Source organism: Ligilactobacillus pobuzihii E100301 = KCTC 13174 (assembly GCF_000349725.1).
In the GTDB taxonomy this organism is placed as follows: Bacteria; Bacillota; Bacilli; order Lactobacillales; family Lactobacillaceae; genus Ligilactobacillus; species Ligilactobacillus pobuzihii.
Genome location: NZ_KB714694.1, coordinates 25021 through 44010, shown reverse-complemented (window position 1 = coordinate 44010; position 18990 = coordinate 25021). Strand labels below are relative to the sequence as shown.

Here is an 18990-nt window from a genome sequence, read left to right as displayed (position 1 = left end):
GATCGGCTTGGATATGATCGATCACCAAAGTATACAGAGGAAAACTATAACTACCAGCGAGCGACTTATATCCGCCGTATCCTTTTCCGTCCAGTGCCAACAATTTCTTTTCCAAATTTTCCATATGAAAATAAAATACTCCTTTAAAACGAATATATCCTAGTAACTATGATAACACCACATTTAAATATAATTCTCCTTGAATTATCCCGACACTTGCACCTGTTTTAGAGCCAAATCCGGCCGGATCTTTCATCTCAAAATTTTTGACACGGTAAATTTTGGTGACTCCCTGTTCGTTAGTTACTGCCATCCTTTTACGTTTGATGTCTGCGGCAAACTTTTTTGCCTCCTCGATCGTTTCAAAGCTCACTAAATATCTGGTGTTTAGGCTGATCGAGAAGTCTTTGATCAAATCAGCACTGTGTTTCCTTTTTTTTCCATTGTTGTCAGTATACTCAAGTACGACTTGCTCGAACTTTTTCAATTTTGTCAGCCCCTTTCAAATCCTCGCTACATTATCATTAAAAACATCTTACCTTTCGATTTTATAACAAAATATCACCATACACCAACTTTCTGCCACGTTAACTAAAAAATCATTTAGTGCGTATTCGTCATTAAATAATGTATAATGAAAGCAATGACTAACGGTAGCTTAACTGACCTACCTTAGTGAAAGCTCAAGGAGGTGCCACATGGAAATTATTGAATATGTTTTTACCAAACAAGATGTTGAGATCCAAGCTGACGAGCAGAACTCCTGGCAATTTCGAGCCGGTTTTATTTACCCAGTTATCCAAGAAGAAGGTTCAAGCGAGCTACAAGTTTATTTTCACTTATTAGAAAATGATTATTCCTTGCATCAACGTGTTCTTGTCATTGAAAAAAATCAGTGGCAAAAATGGACCGAAGCCGAAAAAAGTATCCATTTGATCCCAGCAGTGGATATGAATAAGTTTATGGAAGAATATTGAACGACATGACTAAAATAGAATGAGACAAAAGATGCTTTGAAGCCGACTTAAAACGACGATTGCATCGTTTTGGATCGTAGCAAAGCGAAGATTCAAAATAAGGGTCGTTGTTACAGTCAGGCTTCAATCTTTTAGAATACGTTTAAGGGTCGCCGATTTAACCCATTTAATGGGATAGATCGACGGCCCTTTATAATCACACAGCTAGTTATGTCCTAGTCTCATTTTTTATCTTATCCAATATTTACCATAGCTCTTTTTTTAGTTTAATTTGGTCAGCGAGAGTTAATTTCCGCACTACCCGACAAGGATTACCAACCGCTAAAACACCTGTGGGTATATCGCGTGTAACTACACTGCCCGAACCGATCACGCTACCAGCTCCGATCGTTACTCCACCGTTGACCACCACGTTTGAACCTAGCCAGCAATTATCTTCGATAGTTAACGGCTTACCATATTCTAAAGTCACTTCCTGACTATTAATGACTTGGGTATTTCGATCAGTATACAAGAGACCATGTAGTGGAGTGGCTAAGGTAACATTGGGGCCAAAGAATTCGTTATTTCCTAATACGACTGGACAAGTATCTAAGACAGTTAAGTTATAATTGGCATAAAAGTTGTCACCAATTTTAGTATTAATACCATAATCAAAGAAGACCGGACCCTGAAAAAAAGTGTTCTTTCCGTGTTCAGGGACTAATTTATCGATCAAGTCCTGTCTTTTGGCCCTCTCATCATCAAATGTATCGCTATATATTTTGCATAAACGATGTGCACGTCTCATTTTCTCTTGCAGGTTAGGATCACCTGAATTATAGATTTTCCCAGCTAACATTTTTTCCTCATTTGTCATCAAAACAATTCCTTTTCACTATTCTATTTACATTTCTAATTGATAATCATTTTCCTGAACTAAGGGGAAAACCTTAGTAAATAAATACTTAAACAAAAACGCTAAACCGATCGGAGCAACAATAAAGACCATTAAAGCAACGATCACATTGATAATATTCCAACCTCCACTTGCCAAGTTAATATGATTTAATGGACCAACTAGGCCGCTGATCCCAAATCCTGCACTCATCGGGGTACCCTGAATATTAAAAATATAAGCTAGCAACCCCAAGACTGAGGCATCTGCTGCTATCGGAATAAACGTTTTAAAATTACGGACAACTAGTGGTAAGGCCATTTTAGGTGAACCCATAAACATTGCCAAACTAGTACCGTGGGGATTAACATTCCACCCCATTATCGCATAACCAAAACCAGCTGCACAAATTCCGAGATTAGCAGCCCCCGAACCTAAACCAGAAAGAGAAACCGCCAGTGCGATCCCAACTGTCGTGATCGGCGATAAAATCAACAAAGCAAAGACCTCCGCTAAAAGGATCGACATTAACCCCGGTTGTAGAGCCGTTAAATGTTTAACTCCGATCCCGATCCAAGCTGTAATTTGAGAAACATATGGATATAACAATAAACCGCCTACACCGATCACTGCTAGTAATAAAGGCGGGATCACTAACAAACTAAATGATTTGAGTTTGTCTTTAAGCAATAAGATCACAAGAGCCCCAACAGTTGCAGTAACTATCATATTAATGATATCACCTGTACCATTCATTACCATTGAACCATTTTTAAAAATAACCGAACCAGAAGCAAGATGAGTAGCTAATCCCAACGAAAAACTTTCAATTGGGGTAAAGCCAAATCTCATCCCGATTGAAATCCCACAAACCACGCCCATCAATGAATTTGACATATTCAAAGCATTCAAAACCACCGTCAGTTGGGGTAAAACTCCGACCAAAGCTTTAAACAACTCAGACAACAAAGCACCTGGTATCAAAACAACTACGACCCCAGTCGCGACGCCATTTAAAATATTCATTACAAAAGTCTTTGGATCTATTTCTTTTATCATAATAATTTGCCCCTTCCCAATTGCCAAATCAAGGACCGCTTAATTAAAGTCAAAATGTTAAATATCTGCATCACACCAGCTTAGATAGTGCTGTTAAATCGTCACGAACCGACTAACGTCACATAGGTTGAATTTGATACAAATAGATTCTTAATCAGACTATCAAACAATAATTTTTCTCTTGTCCAAAATCATGCTTATCTTCTAAACAAGTTTCTCCGATCACTGTATAAAAAAGTCGCCCCTATCACATACTAATATGCGACAGGGGCGACTCGTTAACACGAACGCGGTACCACCCAGCTTTAAAAGTACCTACTGATACTTCCACTCTTACAAGATAATAACGGTTCTTGTATTCCGAACTTTTCACTCGTATTTCGCAACTATGCCCTGATCAGTTCGCAGCATCCACCGACTTTCTGACACCCAGACAACGTCCTACTTGATTTGGCGATTTATAAGTTAGACAAAATATTAACAGTTAATTATAAAAATGTCAACGAACTTTCAAAATATTCTAACTTAATTTTCATTATTATTGAACAACTTACAAAATATAGACCCGGCTTTCGTAAGGACGTAATCTAGATAGTTCTCCTTTTGGATAGTTATCCAACAACAACTTACCCTTACCCTGATCATAATCACGTTCTATTGTTTCGGCAGTAAAGTTATTGATCACAAGCAATGTTGTCCCTTGATATTCACGTAAATATGCAAAAACCTGTTCATCTTTCGGGTCTAATAATTGATAACTGCCATAACGGATCGCTGGACACTGATGCCGCAACTCTACTAGTTTCTGGTAATAATAAAAAACTGAATCTTGGTCTAATAACTCTTTTTTAGCGTTTATTTCTTGGTAATTAGGATTTAACGCAAACCATGGCTCAACCTCTGAAAAACCGGCATTTTGAGTTTCATCCCACTGCATCGGGGTCCGTGCATTATCACGCGACATGTGAGATAAATACTTCAGCATCGTTTGTGGTTTTACTATCTTTTCTTTTTTAACATATTCATCATACGCATTCAAAGACTCGATATCTTCATATTGCTCAAGCTTGGTATAATGAACATTAGTCATCCCCAATTCTTCACCCTGATAAATGTAGGGTGTCCCCTGCAAAAAATGCAGAGTCGTACCTAACATTTTGGCTGCTTTGACTCGATACCCAGGATCATCCGTAGCAAATCGTGAAACAGTACGTGGCTGATCATGATTGTTCCAGTATAAACTATTCCACCCAGAACCATCCAATCCTTCTTGCCAGCGTGATAAGCTATGCTTTAACTGACTTAACTTAACCGGTCGATCATTCCATTTGCCTAAACGTGAGTCTGGATTTCCAGCTAAACTGACGTGTTCAAATTGGAAGATCATGTTTAATTCACTACCATCAAGGTTGGAATACTTGCGTGCCATCTCTGGCGTTGCACCAGGCATTTCACCAACTGTCATAATGTCATAGTGGGATAATACCTCACGATTCATTTCTTGTAAAAATTCATTTAAACGTGGCCCATTATCTGTAAAACGACTGCCATCCCCATAAACTTCACCTTCTGTTATCGGACCATTAGGTAAACCTGGGACCTTAGAGATCTTATTGATAACATCCATTCGGAAACCATCGATCCCCTTATCTAACCAAAAACGCATTATGTTATACACTTGTTGGCGCACTTCTGGATTTTCCCAATTTAAATCAGGTTGTTCGGGTGCAAAAAGATGTAAGTAGTACTGTCCGCGTTCTGGCACATATGTCCAAGCTGAACCGTTAAAAGAAGCGCCCCAATTATTTGGTTCGTGTCCATCAACTGGATCACGCCAAATATAATAATCTGCGTATGGGTTATCCTGTGACTTTTTGCTTTCTTGAAACCACCTATGTTGGTCAGAAGTATGATTAACTACTAAGTCCATCAATAACTTCATCTGATTTTCATGGGTCGCTGATAAAAGTTGCTCAAAATCATCCATTGTCCCAAAATCTGGGTGGATCGCCTCATAATCAGCGATGTCATAGCCATTATCCACATCAGGTGACCGGTAGATCGGATTCAACCACAATACATCAACGCCTAATTTTTTCAAATAGGGTAAACGCTGCTTGATACCATTTAAATCACCGATCCCATCATTGTTGCTATCTTGAAAACTACGGGGATAAATTTGATAAACTACCGCATCTTTAAACCAATTCGAACTCATCATAGATCCTCCTTATATTTTACAGATTTAATTCAGAATTTTAACAAGAAATTAGCTGTAAGATCAACTTCATGCCAACATTCAGTTCTAAAAAATTACATTCCTGAAGAACTGTCCGATATAGGGTCACTTTATCATAGGAAACAAGATGGCCAAAGATTTAGTCACTTTTTCTAATGTAACTTTTATGTTTAGGCTATTTATTATCAAGATGTTCGTTTTTTGGCAAAATAAAAAGCCACTTGTTTCCAAATGACTTTTGCTCACCCAAGATATTAAGCTCACTTTGCATCAATATCCATAGTTAAAGCATTCTCAGAATAATTAATATATGTGCGGAGTTTCGTTGCATCTTTACGTGTGATGCGCCCTGTTTCTAACATAGATTGTACAGAAGCACGCTGTGCCCCTAAAGCAACCATTTGCAAACGCGAACGTTGCTTTTGGTATTCAGCAAACTGAAAATTAGACTTACCCTTGAGCCGTTCGATCCGATTTCGATACATGATCACCAAATGATAAATAGTATTACGGTTGATCTTAGTTTTATCAACATCGTCCCTAGAAACATAGCGTGAAAGTGCCTTGATCGCCGCTTTCGCAGACTCACGTTCAGCTAATCGAGCCTCTTTAAGCACAACCGTTGATTCATGGTCAGAGCGTCTGGCACGGAAGAAACGATGGAAGTAACGTTTGATCGAACGCAGATCTAAAATGATCCGCAATTTGGGAAGCTCTGTTAAACGCCCGGTATTCTTATCTTCTTGTTCGATCCGATATAAGGAATCCTGGTAGATCGTCTCACCGATCTGCTTATTATTATACAAACGTTCGATTGCTTTTCGTTCACCCTCGATCGCAACTTCCCGTAAGACAATTTCTTGTTCTAATGCTTTTTCAACTTGATCATCATCTCTGATCTCCATCGAGATCTGACGCTCCACGTTTTGGTAGTCAAGCATCAATTCATAGGCTGCACGTTGGTTTTTAGGTGTCTTTTTCTCATTTAAACGTGAAACCGCAGTTTGAACAATGATCAGATAAGCTTCATTTTCCGTCAAATACTGCGGTAATTCTTCCTCTTCTTCTTCATCTTCTTCAACTTTATCTATCGAATTTCCCCGAGTGATAATTGGTCCAGAGTTAGGTGCAACTAATGGTAAAGTGATCACTGCTGCTAGCAAACTGAAAATCACGACCCCAGAAGCAATAAACAATACCAAGTCTCTTTCAGGAAATGGCGCACCACTTGGCATTCGCAGTGGCAGTGACAAAATCCCAGCCATGGTAACAGCACCTCTAACACCTGATAATCCTGCTAATAAAGCATAGCGGAAAGCACCTTTTTTCTGACCTCTATTCTTCTTATTTGGAAAGATCATGTAGATATATGACCAAATGATCCTGATCAGCAAAATGATCAGCCAAGTCAAAAAAGCGTAACTTAAGGCCTGTACCGTGCTAAAACGGTCACCTTCAATGACATTTTCCATCGCCCGCGGTAACGCATTCCCTAATAACATGAAAACAAAACCATTCAATAAATAATTCAAAACATCCCAGGTAGTACTGGAAACGACCCGCAATTCTGGTCTGTATTCAACTGACGGCGTTTTACCAAATTGAGTCGTAACACCAGCAGCAACAACCCCGATCACACCAGAAGCATGTAAAACTTCTTCGATCACAATATAAATCAAAAATGGGCTAACTAACTGGATCGCCGTATGAAAAACTACATCATCAACACCATTGCGCAACAAAAGTTCTTGGATCAGATCTAATGCGCGTGATAAAATTATCCCTGCAATGATCCCAATGACCCCGATATAAATAAAATTACCTGTAGCAGAAGTTAAAGAAAAAGTTCCAGTTATCACAGCAGCCAAAGCGTATTTAAAGGCCACCAAACCAGAGGCATCGTTGATCAAACTTTCACCACTAACAAGATGCAAGATCGAGTCTGGCAATTTGGCCCGTTTCGCAATCGACTGGACAGCGATCGGATCGGTTGGCGATAAAATCGCAGCCAATGCAAAAGCTTCGGCCAGCGGAATCTTAGGTATGATCTGATAAATTAAATACCCACCAACAATAGTAGTTAAAAATACCAACAAAATAGCATTTCCTAAAATTGGTCCGCGCATCCGCCACAACTCTCGTTTCGGGAAACGCCGTCCGTCAGTATACAATAGGGGAGCAATAAAAACTAATAAAAACCAGTCCTGGCTTAAATTAATTTGAAACTGCCCACTTAAAGAAGTTAATAGACCTAGAACAATTTGTATCAAACTCAAAGGAATCGCCGGTAAGTAGTGACTGATCACATTTGAAATTAAAATCAAAAGTGCCAGTACAATAATTATTTCTATAATATGCACGTATAAAATCACACTCCAAAATATTTAGCTCTCAACAACCGCTTTACTATTCGAGTTGTTCGAGACAAGATCTTCTAGCACTTAATCGTTTTTCTCAATTTTATTTTTGATACGTTTAAGTGTTGAAACTGAAAATCCTGTTTTTTCCGCAACTTGCTGGTAAGTGTATTGTTTTAACAACATATAAGCTTGGCGTTTTTTGGCGGTGATCATTGCTGGCGGTCGCCCCTCATGATAGTTTTCATTAAGCATTTTAGCACGCTTTTTACCTACCATTGAACGTTCACGGTACTCATTTTTTTCCAATAAAACAACTTTATGTAAAGTCGCCAAAATCAAATTGCCCTGCGCCGAATCATCGATCGAACCGAAATCCAAAACGTCGATAAAAATTCCTCGTTTAACTAAAAACTCACACAATTGTGTGAGCTGCTCAGTTGACTGTGCGATCCGGTCCAATGTCGTAATGACCAATATATCTTTTGCTCGTAGCTTTTCTAACAAATTGGTAAATTCATTTGTTTGCGTTGAACAACTATCAATATGATCATAAAAAATATTGCTCTTTACCACACCACTCGCAAGCAATTGTTCTTCTTGCTCAGTTTGACTAGAGCCACACAGTGAAACACGAATATATCCATATTTCATAGAAGTTTCCTTTACTTAAAAACATTCATTTTCAACTAGTCGATCTGCTTTAAAAAGTTTTCACCTTAAAAGCGAACTCTATAATTATACCAGTCTTGGAGTTTATGTTCAAAAAATATGTACTTTATGAGCTTTTATGATTTAAATTTCCATTTCTCATCTTTGTGATAAAGTAATCAACAATTTGCGTGTATTGCTTGCTTTTGTTTTTATTTTATATAAATCATCCATTCATAAGTTGAGATATAAAAAAAGCCTAACCGTGACCTCGGTTAGGCAAGAGAGAGAAATTTATGTGAAAAATATCACCAAAAATAGTATAACACGGTTGTTAGAATTTGAACACCCTTTCTTCACTTTTTATATCAATAGTTTTTTATAGCAAGTCGCACACTTATTACAAACTAACTTAAAAAAACATTTGACAAGAAACTAATGCTGCGTTAAATTAAAACTTAATTAAATAACGATGAAAAACGCTTTGACGAGGAGCATTATAGCTGTGGCAAGTCAGAGAGCTTCCGGTTGCTGAAAGGAAGCAGTGCTAGGCAATAATTTCTCACCTCTGATGCGGTAAAAATGATAATGTAATTTTTACTGGATACCACCATTATTAGGGAATTTACAATTAGCAACTCATAATTGTAGTGAGCTTATCTCGATTTGATAAGAAAAAATAGGTGGTACCGTGGAAACGCCCTATAAGACCAGTCTGGTCTTGTGGGGCGTTTTTTGTCGTTGTTAAACATTGCCAGGTAAATTTTAAAGGAGGACACATATCATGAAAGAAAAAGTAGAAAATTTGGATTGGAACAACTTGGGTTTTAAATATCACGATCTTCCGTACAGCTTTGTCGCTAAATATAAAGATGGTCAATGGCAAGCAGGAGAATTGACTGAGAAATCAACACTTGAATTATCAGAAGCAGCCGAAGTTCTGCATTATGGTCAAGAAATATTTGAAGGGCTGAAAGCATATCGTCGTAAAGACGGCAAAATCAACTTATTCAGACCAGAATTAAACGCAGAACGTTTAGCCAACTCCGCTAAACGTTTGGGTATGGAGCCGTATCCGATCGACGCTTTTGTAGATTCCGTTAAAAAAATCGTCAAAGCTAATGAAGAATTCGTACCACCCTACGAAAGCGGCGGTACCTTATACATTCGTCCGTTTATGATCGGGACTACGACTGTCGTAGGAGTTCAACCCGCAACTGAGTTTACTTTCCATGTTTACGCAACACCGGTTGGTGCTTATGTTAACGGGCTTTCACCTGCTCCATACACAGTCAGTCAATATGACAGAGCTGCTTATGCGGGGACTGGACGAGCAAAAACTTCTGGTAACTACGCCAGCAGCTTGATCGCCTCTGTGCAAGCACATAAAGAAGGCTTTGCTGATTGCCTTTTCTTAGATCCACGCGAACATAAATATATCGATGAGTTTGGAGGGGCAAACTTCTTTGGGATCACTAAGGAAGGACAATTTGTCACACCAAAATCAAATTCCATTCTACCATCGATCACAAAACGTTCACTTTTAGAAGTTGCACAACGTCAAGGGTTAAACCCGATCGAAACACAAATCAAGTTTGCTGACATCGATCAATTTGTTGAAGCTGGCGCAATGGGAACGGCTGCCGTGATCTCACCTGTTGGATCGATCACAGATAATGGTAAAAAACATGTTTTCTATGATGAAGAAAAAACAGGCCCAGTTACAGCTAAGCTATACAATGAACTGGTCGATATTCAATACGGAGATCGACCAAGTCCTAAGGGATGGGTACAAACTATCGAGTAAAAGCAATAAACTATATTGAAACAAGTCAGGCTCAAATGCTTGGTTTCTGAAATTGTATGAATCGGAGGTAATATAATGACAAGAAAAATTGGTGTGATCGGCACAGGTAATGTTGGGGCTGCAGTTGCACATCATATTATATTAACAGGTCTAGCTGATCAACTAGTTTTGATCGACAAGAATAAACAAAAAGTAAAAGCAGATGCCATGGACTTTAGCGATGCACTGGCGAATATCGACCACCATACTGCGATCACTGTTAACGATTATTCGCAACTAGCTGATGCTGATATCGTGATCTCAGCTGTTGGTAACATCCGCCTGCCAAATGAAAGTAAAACTAACGACCGTTTTGCCGAATTGCCATTCACTAGTCAAGCTGTACTCGAAGTTGCTCCTCAAATCAAGAAGTCAGGTTTTAATGGAGTTCTGATAGTTATCACTAACCCATGTGATGTTATTACTTCACTTTACCAAAAATACACCGGACTTCCGCAAAACCAAGTTATAGGTACTGGGACCCTGCTTGATTCAGCACGGATGAAGCGCGCTGTGGCAAGTGAATTAAATATCGATCCCCGCTCAGTTAGCGGCTATAACTTGGGCGAACATGGTAATTCCCAATTTACTGCTTGGTCAACTGTCCGTGCTTTAAGCCATCCGATCACAGAAGTAGCCGAACAAAAGCAAATTAGTTTAGAAAAAATAGATCAAGTTGCCCGTGACGGTGGCTTTACCGTGTTAACAGGCAAAAAGTACACTAATTATGGTATTTCAGCGGCCGCGGTTCGCTTGGCCAGAGACATACTAAACGATGCTCGTAGCGAACTACCCGTTTCCAATTATAGAAAAGAATATGCAACCTACTTGTCATACCCAGCAATTATTGGTAAAAACGGGATAGAGGAAAAAATTCAGTTAGAACTAACTGATAGAGAAAAAGAAAAATTACAGCTATCAGCAAATTACATCAAACAAAAACTTGCTGAAACACTCGACAAACAGCCTAATTAGCAAATAACTTTAAGTGGCATATTCTGATGGCTATCTGAAGGGACCAAAAACATGGAAAAATCAAGAGTTAAAGTACCTGTAGCCAATCTTTGGCGTTCAAAAGACAAGGTACGTATGATCGATAAAAAAATACTAGCTGGTGACGCTAAAAGTTGGTCTGCTGAAATGTCCGACCAAGAAACGATCCAGTTATGTGATGACAATATGATCGATAGCCAGTTACTATTTAATGATAAAGTCTTAGTCGAAGAAAACGATGGCACATGGGCAAAAATAATTGCTTGTGACCAGCCAACTCATCAAAATAGCAATGGCTATCCAGGATGGATCCCATCTTCCTCTCTGGCTCCTGCAATTCCTGAACAAGAAAGTGCAGGAACTGTCACTATCTGTGTTAAGACTGCTCCTTTATATGATGAGGAACATACACCATTAACCGAGTTGACCTTAGGCACACAATTGGAAAAAATAACAGCAGACGACTGTAAGGTAAAAGTAGCAACACCTTTGGGAATTGGTTTTGTTGATAAGAAAGCAACTGAGATCCCCACAGATTTAGTTGGTGAAAACGACGGAAAAACGATGGTCAACATCGCTAAACAGTTTTTAGGCATGCGATATATTTGGGGTGGTATCAGTTCATACGGTTATGACTGCTCAGGTTTGGTCTATGGTTTGCACCGCGTTTTTAATGTAACTATCCCACGTGATGCTGATGACCAGCAAGTTCAAGGAGCACCTATTGCGGTCGATTCTATCTTGCCTGGCGATTTAGTTTTTTTTGCTTATGAACATGGAACTGGTGCGGTACACCACGTGGGTATGTACATCGGTAATGGAAAAATGATCGAATCAAGAACTCCTGGCAAACAAGTCGATATCGCTGAATTGACTGAGCCAAAATTTGCTGCAGAATATGCTGGTTACCGCAGATATTGGAAATAGACTGAAAATAAATAATAGCTAGCGACTAAAAGAACGAGAAAAAAATGTTTTAAAACCTTACTGTAACCACGAGCCTTTTGGAACACATTAATGGCCGTCGATCTAACCTATTTAAACGGTTAGATCGACGGCCTTTTTATCGTTATACTTAAGCATATTGGTGTGCCATTTTGGCAGCAACCGCGGCTGCTAAAGCCCCAACTAAATCATCGATAAATGTGTTAACTCGCCCATCTTTTTGCGTATCTAATTCCTTGATCGCACCATTTTTAACGCGATCGAGGTAGCCGAAATTAGTCACTCCGATCGTACCATAAATATTAGCAATGCTTACAGCCAACGATTCATCAACGCCGAAAACACCCGAATCATTAGCAACAATATTTTGTAGTGGCTGTTTTAACTGTCCTTTTGTCGCTAAACGGTCAAGTTCCAAAGCAACCATTGCATTATTTAACACTTCACGTTTGTGTAAGACATCGTTAGCAGCTTCTAAAAATTCTGCTTTGTTAGCATCTGGGTAAAAATTTTTCTGCAGATCAAACGCAATATCAGCAATTGTTTCCATTGTAATATTACGTTTTTTTAGTTCACCCATTACCATATCAAAGGCTGCTTTATCTGGATATCTGAAATCCGCTGTTCTCAAATCAATTCTCCCTTCTAAACTTTACTTTAATTTTAATTTTCTTTTTAATTCAGCTCATTATTTTATACTTCACAAATTATGAAACATCAGTGTTCTATAGTCTGACTTTACAGCATGTCTTTCACAAATTCAATTAAAATGTATCGATTTAAGTGATTAAATACCAACTCTATTTAAATTTTGAACAAATTTATGCACAAACAATTTTCAATTAGGGCTAACAAATATTAACGATTATCAGTACTTATAATATCTTAATTTAATTATTTCTAAAATAATTTGATGATTATATAGTATTTTTTAACTTTCAAAATCCTTATCGAGCTAACCTTATAAAACGTAGCCTCTCAACAAACGCTTACGTATTTTAAATTAAAAACTTATAAAATAAGCAATATTTGCTTTTATATACGTAAATTTAATTGTTGACTATTCTAAATTTAGTAACTAGAATTGTGGTCGTTGATGTTAATGATTTAATTACATTTGCTTATCAGCACATTATATTGCTTTTGGCCAAAAAATATAAGTGTGATCAAAAACAAAAATATTGTATTGTACGCATGATCATAAGGAGGAAGAATTTTGAAAAATAGATCCACTGCAAATATTCTTTGGTTTGATGAATTACACCGCAATGACGTTGACATTGTTGGAGGTAAAGCATCTTCTTTGGGAGAATTAACTTCAGAAACAAATATTCCTGTACCATATGGCTTTGCGACTACATCACACGCATACCGTTACTTTATGGAAACCAGTGGTGCTAACACAAAAGTCGATCAATTACTTAAAAGTATTAAAGATTACGAAGACTCCAATGAATTAAACTCAGTTTGTAAAGAAATAAGGCGCATGATCATAGAAAGTCCACTGCCAGCCGATCTCACAACTAGTATCAAAGATGCTTATGCTGAGTTAGAAGGACGGATCGGACAAAAAGAACCTTTTGTTGCGATCCGTTCCAGCGCGACAGCCGAAGATTTGCCGGACGCTTCTTTTGCCGGACAACAAGAATCATACTTGAATATCAAAGGCGCCGATAGCGTGGTCCGCTATGTTAAAGAATGTTACGCTTCCCTGTTCACGAAAAGAGCAACATATTATCGCCACAAGCAACAATTTCCACACGAAAAAGTTGCCTTGGCAGCAACTATTCAAATGATGGTCTCATCTAAAGCATCTGGTGTCATGTTTTCCGTTAACATTTCAAATGGAAATGATCAACAGATCATCATAGATAGCATTCGTGGCTTAGGTGAATATATTGTACAAGGGATCGTAACGCCAGATGATTTTATTATCGATAAAAAAACTAACAAAATTATCCAAAAAAGCGTTAACCAACAAGAAGTAGAATTATTGCGAGGAACTGACGGTGGAGTACAAGAAAAAACTATCGCTCCAAATGAAAGGCAAAAACCATCTTTAAACGATGACCAAGTTCTTGAGCTTGCCAGTTATGCTAAAGATATCGAAAAACATTATGGCTGTTATATGGACATGGAATTTGCTTTAGATCAAATTACTAATAAACTCTGGCTCGTTCAAGCTCGTCCCGAAACATTCTGGTCACAAAAAAAGAAAAAAACTTCAACAAATTCGGAGGGACAAAAAATTAAAAATATTACCGATCCTGAAATTTTAGTCAAGGGATTAGCCGCTAGTCCTGGTCTAGTTAGCGGTTCAGTCCATGTTATCGAAAATCCCAAAGATATCGATCAATTCAAAGATGGCGAGGTGCTAGTAACATCCATGACTTCACCTGACTGGGTCCCCGCAATGAAAAAAGCAGCCGGGGTCATCACCGATAACGGCGGTATGACTTGTCACGCTGCGATCGTTTCTCGCGAGATGCAGATCCCATCGATCGTTGGAACTAAAAGTCGTGGAATAGCTGCGATGGATGTCTTGACAGATGGCACGATCGTCACAGTCGATGCAAATAATGGAATCGTATACGAGGGTAAAATTGACTCATTGTTAGACACAAGATCAAAAAAACAACCAACAGCTACTGTTAACACTGAATTTTTTGCACCAACAGCTACACAAGTAATGATGAACCTGGGAAATCCAGATTTAGCTCAACAATATGCAAGCTTACCCACTGATGGAATCGGCTTGATGCGTGAGGAATTCATTTGGACTAGTTTTATCCATGAACATCCATTACACATGATCGAAGAAGGAAAATCAAACCAAGCTGTCAAAATGCTGGCAGAAGGGATCAGCCAGGTGGCGCGTGCTATGGCACCACGACCAGTCGTCTTACGTTTCTCTGATTTTAAGTCGAGTGAATACCGCAATCTTAAAGGAGGTGAAAAATTCGAGCCGCATGAACCAGCAGACTTATTAGGATGGCGTGGAGCTTCACGTTACTATGATCCTAAGTATCTTGAGGCCTTTAAACTGGAATTAGCAGCAGTTAAAAAGGTCCGGGATGAATTTGGTCTAACTAACCTAAATGTCATGATCCCATTTGTCAGAACTATTAAAGAAATCGAAAAGGTAACGACATTAATGAAAGATGCTGGATTACATCGAAGTGCTGAATTTAAGGTTTATATGATGGCAGAGATCCCAAGTAATATTATTTTGGCCGATCAATTTAACCAATATATCGATGGCTACTCGATCGGTTCCAATGACTTAACTATGTTACTTCTTGGGTGTGATCGTAATAATGATACTGTAGCATCACTGTTTGATGAGCGTAACCTAGCTGTCAAGCGTGCGATCGCTCACCTGATCAAGACAGCTCATCAGGATAATAAAACCGTCTCGATCTGTGGCCAAGCGCCCTCCGAGTATCCTGAATTCACTGAATTTTTGATCAAACAAGGTATTGATTACGTTTCAGTTAACCCTGACACGGTCAAAGATACCAAGAAAAATGTTGCTCATTTTGAGCAACGCATCCTATTGGACAAAGCAACGAACAAGGGCCGCCAAAGTCGTACAAATTACGAATGGTAGGCTAATATAAATAAACAGTGGCTACTTTTCCCCAAAGTACGTCACCTACTTGATCCATCCTTTATGTAAAAATACTCTATAGTGTATAGGAGCGAGGACATAACTAACCGTCCGATCCTAAAAGGGCCGTCGATCTATCCATTAAATGGGTTAAATCGGCGGCCCTTAAACGTGTTCCAAAAGATTGAAGCCGATTTCTAACAGCGATTGCAAATTGGCCTCAAAGCATCTTTTGTCTTTCTACTTTTTATATGAAGCGGCTTTTGAGCTGATTTATCTACATATTTTAACAAATATGGTATCGTATACATGGAGGTAGTTAAACCTTTGCACTTCTCTACAGCAGTCGTCCCCCATGCGGGCGGCTTTTTATTTAAGTAATAAACATAACGAGGCTGTGTCATATATTTAGTCTGACACAGCCTCGTTATGTTTATCTAGAAAAAGGCTTTATATAAAGCTCGGATTGCCTTTTTTTCATCCTTTTCTTCTAAAGCAAACATAATACTGATCCCTGACGAACTTTGGTTAAATAAGCGGATCTCAATTTTTTCATTGGCAAGTGCAGTCATCGCCTTGGCGGCAGTTCCAATAGTCGTTGCCATTTTCTCACCCACCAACATGATCAATGTCAAATTAGTTTGGCGATGAACATCATCTGCATTCAACTGCCCCTTTAACTCAGTTAGCAGTGCTTGTTCTTGTGCATTATTGATCTGATTTTCTTTGACAACTAAAGACATTTCATCAATACCAGTAGGCATATGTTCTACACTGATCCCATGTTTGGCCATAACTTCTAGAGCTGAAAAGCCAAATCCAACTTCGTCATTCATCAAATATTTAGCAATATAAATAGATTCAAAACCGTGCGAAGTTGCCATTCCTGTGACATCATTAGCTTCCAGTGGCTTTTCTTTAGTGATCAAAGTCCCAGGACTAGCTGGGTTATTAGTGTTTTTGACTTCGATCGGAATATTAGCCATGATCGCAGGGCGGAGTGCTTCATGATGAAAAACCGAAAAACCGGCATAAGAAAGCTCACGCATTTCCCGGTAAGTTAGATGATGAATCTTTTTCGGCTGGTGTATTATTTGCGGATTCGCTGTATAAATAGCATCAACGTCAGTAAAATTTTCATATAAGTCTGCTTGAACACCATTTGCCAAAACGGCTCCTGTAATGTCTGAACCTCCGCGAGCGAAAGTAACTCTTTTCCCACCTTTAGAAACACCAAAGAAACCTGGAAAAACGATCCGTTCAGGAATCTCACGCAATTTTTGTAAATTGGCATATGATTCGGGCAAAAGTTGTGCATGTCCTGGATCATCACTAACATAAAGGCCTGCTTTTTTCGGATCAATATACCTTGTAGGCAGACCGCGTTTGTTAAAAAACAAAGCGATCAGTTGAGCGTTGTTGTCTTCTCCACTAGCTTTAAAAGCGTCTAATTGCTCTGAAAAATTATCATAGTCTGCAGACAATAGTTGCTGTAAATTCCCCTCAAGGAGTTCTGCCGCTTCTCGACCAAGTGATAACTGATCGATAATTATGGCATAACGTTCTTTGATCGCATTTAAAGTCTGCGTATATTCAAGACCATCATGAACTTGCATAGCTAATTTGATCAGCAAGTCCGTAATTTTTTCGTCCTTTTCAAATCGTTTTCCGGGTGCAGAAACGACAATAATTTTTCGTTCTTTATCTGCTTTAACAATGTTTAAAACTTTATTGAGTTGAACCCCATCTGCTAGAGAACTACCACCAAACTTAACCACCTTCACAACCGCACACCTGCCTATTTCTAATTTGATTTTAATTTATCTATTAGAATATCAAAAAATAACCTGTTTTTCAAAAATTTATGTTCGTTACCTGCGTATCCTTTTCACTCAGCTTTTTCAGCATTGCAAATATCTACATCATTCTGTAAATTTAAAAATAACGGTCAAAAAGTTCAAAAACACGAATAGTCCCTAACTTAAGAAACTGGGACATAACTAGCTGTGCGATTCTAAAAAGGCCGTTGATCTATCCCATTAAATGAGTTAAATCGACGGCCTTTAAATGTGTTTCAAAAGATTGAAGCCCTACTGTACTGTAACAACGATTGTCTCACCATCATCTTACTCTTTTTTTAACGTGATCAACCCGCGTTTAATATAACTTCTGATCCCTTGTTCAACGGTTTCCAGCGCTGTATATTTAGGTTCATAATTTAGCAATTTCCTTGCGTTTTCAATACTATAACTACCACTTCTGGCTATATGATAATAAGAATGATCGGTCAATTCTTGATCATTAACTAATTTTACCCATTCAGGCCAGGACAAGAAATCGATTTGTGGTTCTTGATCGAAGAATTGATAGCAAGCTTTAGCATAACCATATAAAGTCATAGATTCAGCTGCAACCGCATGGAAGCTTTCTCCTAGTGCTTGATTGCGGTGTAAGATCGCCTTGTAAAACATCTGGGCAACATCATCTGCATGAACATGGTGCAAAGTTTCCATGCCAAAATTTGGTAAGATAATTTTTTCACCATTAGCAATCTTTTGAAAGACTCCAAGGTCAGTATTTCCAACTGGGTTAATAATGTTCCATCCCGGTCCTGAAATTTGCCCTGGCATAATGATCGTGGCCGGAAAACCAGTCGTGCGATATTCATTTTTTAAAAATTGCTCACTAGCAAATTTATTTTTTCCATAATCGTCCAAAGGCTCTTTAGCAGGATCATTAGGATCAGCTGGTAAAGTTTCTACTCTACCATGTGCCCAAATTGACGAACAAAAAAGGTAATGTGACAGCCGGGTGCTTTTAAGAGCAGCAACCATTTTTTGTGTATCTTCAAGTTTAAAATTAATTAAATCAACTACGATGTCCGCATCTAAAGCCGCGATCTTAATTGCAAATTCCGGATCTTTTACGCGATCTAAACACACATGCTGAATTTTGTTCCAACTGCTATCTTGGGTATATGGTTGATGTTTTCCCCGACTAACAGCAATCACTTCATTGTTGTTTTTAACTAATTTCGGGACTAAGTACGAACCAATATGACCATAAGCTCCAATAACTACAATTTTCATACTAACAACCCCCTTCTGCATGTTAACGCTAACAACTAAACCAATTATAACAAAAGACAACTCTAAATAACCACACTCTACCCTGATTTTAATTCAAGACTTTTAATATTTTCAGCACTTTACAACTTTTTCTAAAATTTGACATAAAAAAGACGGAATCCCCGTCAACTTTGATATGATTTAAGCGACAAAACTAAACACACAAAGGATGGGGATCCCGCTTGCTTAAATCATATCAAAAACATGCCACTGTTACCAGAATTTCTCAAATTATTACGTCACTTTTTTCGACGGTGTTGTCGATGCCGACTATCAAAAATATCGCAACTTTGATTTTGGCCATGGTG

At 38.5% G+C, this 18990-nt stretch carries 15 protein-coding genes; 5 read left to right on the top strand and 10 right to left on the bottom strand.

Annotated features, from left to right (window positions below):
• Both LACPOB_RS13045 and LACPOB_RS0106010 read right to left on the bottom strand, forming a co-directional pair.
• On the bottom strand, positions 1-124 hold a 124-nt coding region (locus tag LACPOB_RS13045; RefSeq protein ID WP_040532890.1), incomplete at its 3' end, for an ABC-ATPase domain-containing protein.
• 42 nt (positions 125-166) lie between these two features.
• A complete protein-coding gene (locus LACPOB_RS0106010) occupies positions 167-487 on the bottom strand; it encodes a hypothetical protein (protein WP_017867928.1) in 321 nt (106 codons plus the stop codon).
• Between the two features lie 211 nt (positions 488-698).
• On the opposite strand from LACPOB_RS0106010, the gene LACPOB_RS0106005 reads away from it, so the two are divergent.
• The gene (locus tag LACPOB_RS0106005) at positions 699-977 is read left to right on the top strand and encodes a hypothetical protein (RefSeq protein ID WP_017867927.1); all 279 of its coding nucleotides are present in this window, start codon (positions 699-701) and stop codon (positions 975-977) included.
• 244 nt (positions 978-1221) lie between these two features.
• Here LACPOB_RS0106005 and LACPOB_RS0106000 read toward each other — a convergent pair whose 3' ends face one another.
• From LACPOB_RS0106000 to LACPOB_RS0105980, 5 genes are all read right to left on the bottom strand, one after another.
• Positions 1222-1836 carry a sugar O-acetyltransferase gene (locus LACPOB_RS0106000; protein WP_017867926.1) on the bottom strand — a complete coding sequence of 205 codons (615 nt, stop codon included), beginning with the start codon at positions 1834-1836 and terminating at the stop codon, positions 1222-1224.
• Between the two features lie 27 nt (positions 1837-1863).
• Positions 1864-2913, bottom strand: a complete 1050-nt coding sequence (locus LACPOB_RS0105995) for a PTS sugar transporter subunit IIC (RefSeq protein WP_017867925.1) — start codon at positions 2911-2913, stop codon at positions 1864-1866.
• Positions 2914-3463: 550 nt separating this feature from the next.
• Positions 3464-5131: a glycoside hydrolase family 13 protein gene (locus LACPOB_RS0105990; protein WP_017867924.1), complete on the bottom strand. Its 1668-nt coding sequence runs from the start codon at positions 5129-5131 to the stop codon at positions 3464-3466.
• Between the two features lie 281 nt (positions 5132-5412).
• Positions 5413-7512, bottom strand: a complete 2100-nt coding sequence (locus LACPOB_RS0105985; RefSeq protein WP_017867923.1) for a Na+/H+ antiporter — start codon at positions 7510-7512, stop codon at positions 5413-5415.
• A gap of 81 nt (positions 7513-7593) precedes the next feature.
• Positions 7594-8163, bottom strand: coding sequence for a recombinase family protein (locus LACPOB_RS0105980; protein ID WP_017867922.1), 570 nt, complete (start codon positions 8161-8163; stop codon positions 7594-7596).
• Between the two features lie 781 nt (positions 8164-8944).
• Here LACPOB_RS0105980 and LACPOB_RS0105975 point away from each other — a divergent pair.
• The 3 genes from LACPOB_RS0105975 to LACPOB_RS0105965 all read left to right on the top strand — a co-directional run bounded on the left by LACPOB_RS0105975 (position 8945) and on the right by LACPOB_RS0105965 (position 11926).
• The gene (locus LACPOB_RS0105975; protein ID WP_017867921.1) at positions 8945-9967 is read left to right on the top strand and encodes a branched-chain amino acid aminotransferase; all 1023 of its coding nucleotides are present in this window, start codon (positions 8945-8947) and stop codon (positions 9965-9967) included.
• A gap of 75 nt (positions 9968-10042) precedes the next feature.
• On the top strand, positions 10043-10981 hold the full coding sequence (locus LACPOB_RS0105970) for an L-lactate dehydrogenase (RefSeq protein WP_017867920.1): 939 nt from the start codon (positions 10043-10045) through the stop codon (positions 10979-10981).
• Between the two features lie 51 nt (positions 10982-11032).
• Entirely contained in the window at positions 11033-11926 is an 894-nt protein-coding gene (locus tag LACPOB_RS0105965) for a C40 family peptidase (RefSeq protein ID WP_017867919.1), read from the top strand.
• A gap of 148 nt (positions 11927-12074) precedes the next feature.
• On the opposite strand, the gene LACPOB_RS0105960 is transcribed toward LACPOB_RS0105965, so the two are convergent.
• Positions 12075-12575, bottom strand: a complete 501-nt coding sequence (locus LACPOB_RS0105960; protein ID WP_017867918.1) for a phosphatidylglycerophosphatase A family protein — start codon at positions 12573-12575, stop codon at positions 12075-12077.
• 585 nt (positions 12576-13160) lie between these two features.
• Here LACPOB_RS0105960 and ppsA point away from each other — a divergent pair.
• Positions 13161-15554 (top strand): phosphoenolpyruvate synthase, encoded by a 2394-nt coding sequence (gene ppsA / locus LACPOB_RS0105955; RefSeq protein ID WP_017867917.1) that lies wholly within the window; start codon positions 13161-13163, stop codon positions 15552-15554.
• Between the two features lie 437 nt (positions 15555-15991).
• On the opposite strand, the gene LACPOB_RS0105950 is transcribed toward ppsA, so the two are convergent.
• Both LACPOB_RS0105950 and LACPOB_RS0105945 read right to left on the bottom strand, forming a co-directional pair.
• Positions 15992-17338, bottom strand: a complete 1347-nt coding sequence (locus LACPOB_RS0105950) for an aspartate kinase (RefSeq protein WP_017867916.1) — start codon at positions 17336-17338, stop codon at positions 15992-15994.
• Positions 17339-17680: 342 nt separating this feature from the next.
• The gene (locus LACPOB_RS0105945; protein WP_017867915.1) at positions 17681-18643 is read right to left on the bottom strand and encodes an NAD-dependent epimerase/dehydratase family protein; all 963 of its coding nucleotides are present in this window, start codon (positions 18641-18643) and stop codon (positions 17681-17683) included.
• Positions 18644-18990: the final 347 nt, after the last annotated feature.

Excerpts from the sequence above, each read along its gene's own strand:
- LACPOB_RS0106005 (WP_017867927.1), top strand. The coding sequence starts at position 699 with ATGGAAATTATTGAATATGTTTTTACCAAACAAGATGTTGAGATCCAA.
- LACPOB_RS0106000 (WP_017867926.1), bottom strand. The coding sequence starts at position 1,836 with ATGACAAATGAGGAAAAAATGTTAGCTGGGAAAATCTATAATTCAGGT.
- LACPOB_RS0105995 (WP_017867925.1), bottom strand. The coding sequence starts at position 2,913 with ATGATAAAAGAAATAGATCCAAAGACTTTTGTAATGAATATTTTAAAT.
- LACPOB_RS0105990 (WP_017867924.1), bottom strand. The coding sequence starts at position 5,131 with ATGAGTTCGAATTGGTTTAAAGATGCGGTAGTTTATCAAATTTATCCC.
- LACPOB_RS0105980 (WP_017867922.1), bottom strand. The coding sequence starts at position 8,163 with ATGAAATATGGATATATTCGTGTTTCACTGTGTGGCTCTAGTCAAACT.
- LACPOB_RS0105975 (WP_017867921.1), top strand. The coding sequence starts at position 8,945 with ATGAAAGAAAAAGTAGAAAATTTGGATTGGAACAACTTGGGTTTTAAA.
- LACPOB_RS0105970 (WP_017867920.1), top strand. The coding sequence starts at position 10,043 with ATGACAAGAAAAATTGGTGTGATCGGCACAGGTAATGTTGGGGCTGCA.
- LACPOB_RS0105965 (WP_017867919.1), top strand. The coding sequence starts at position 11,033 with ATGGAAAAATCAAGAGTTAAAGTACCTGTAGCCAATCTTTGGCGTTCA.
- LACPOB_RS0105945 (WP_017867915.1), bottom strand. The coding sequence starts at position 18,643 with ATGAAAATTGTAGTTATTGGAGCTTATGGTCATATTGGTTCGTACTTA.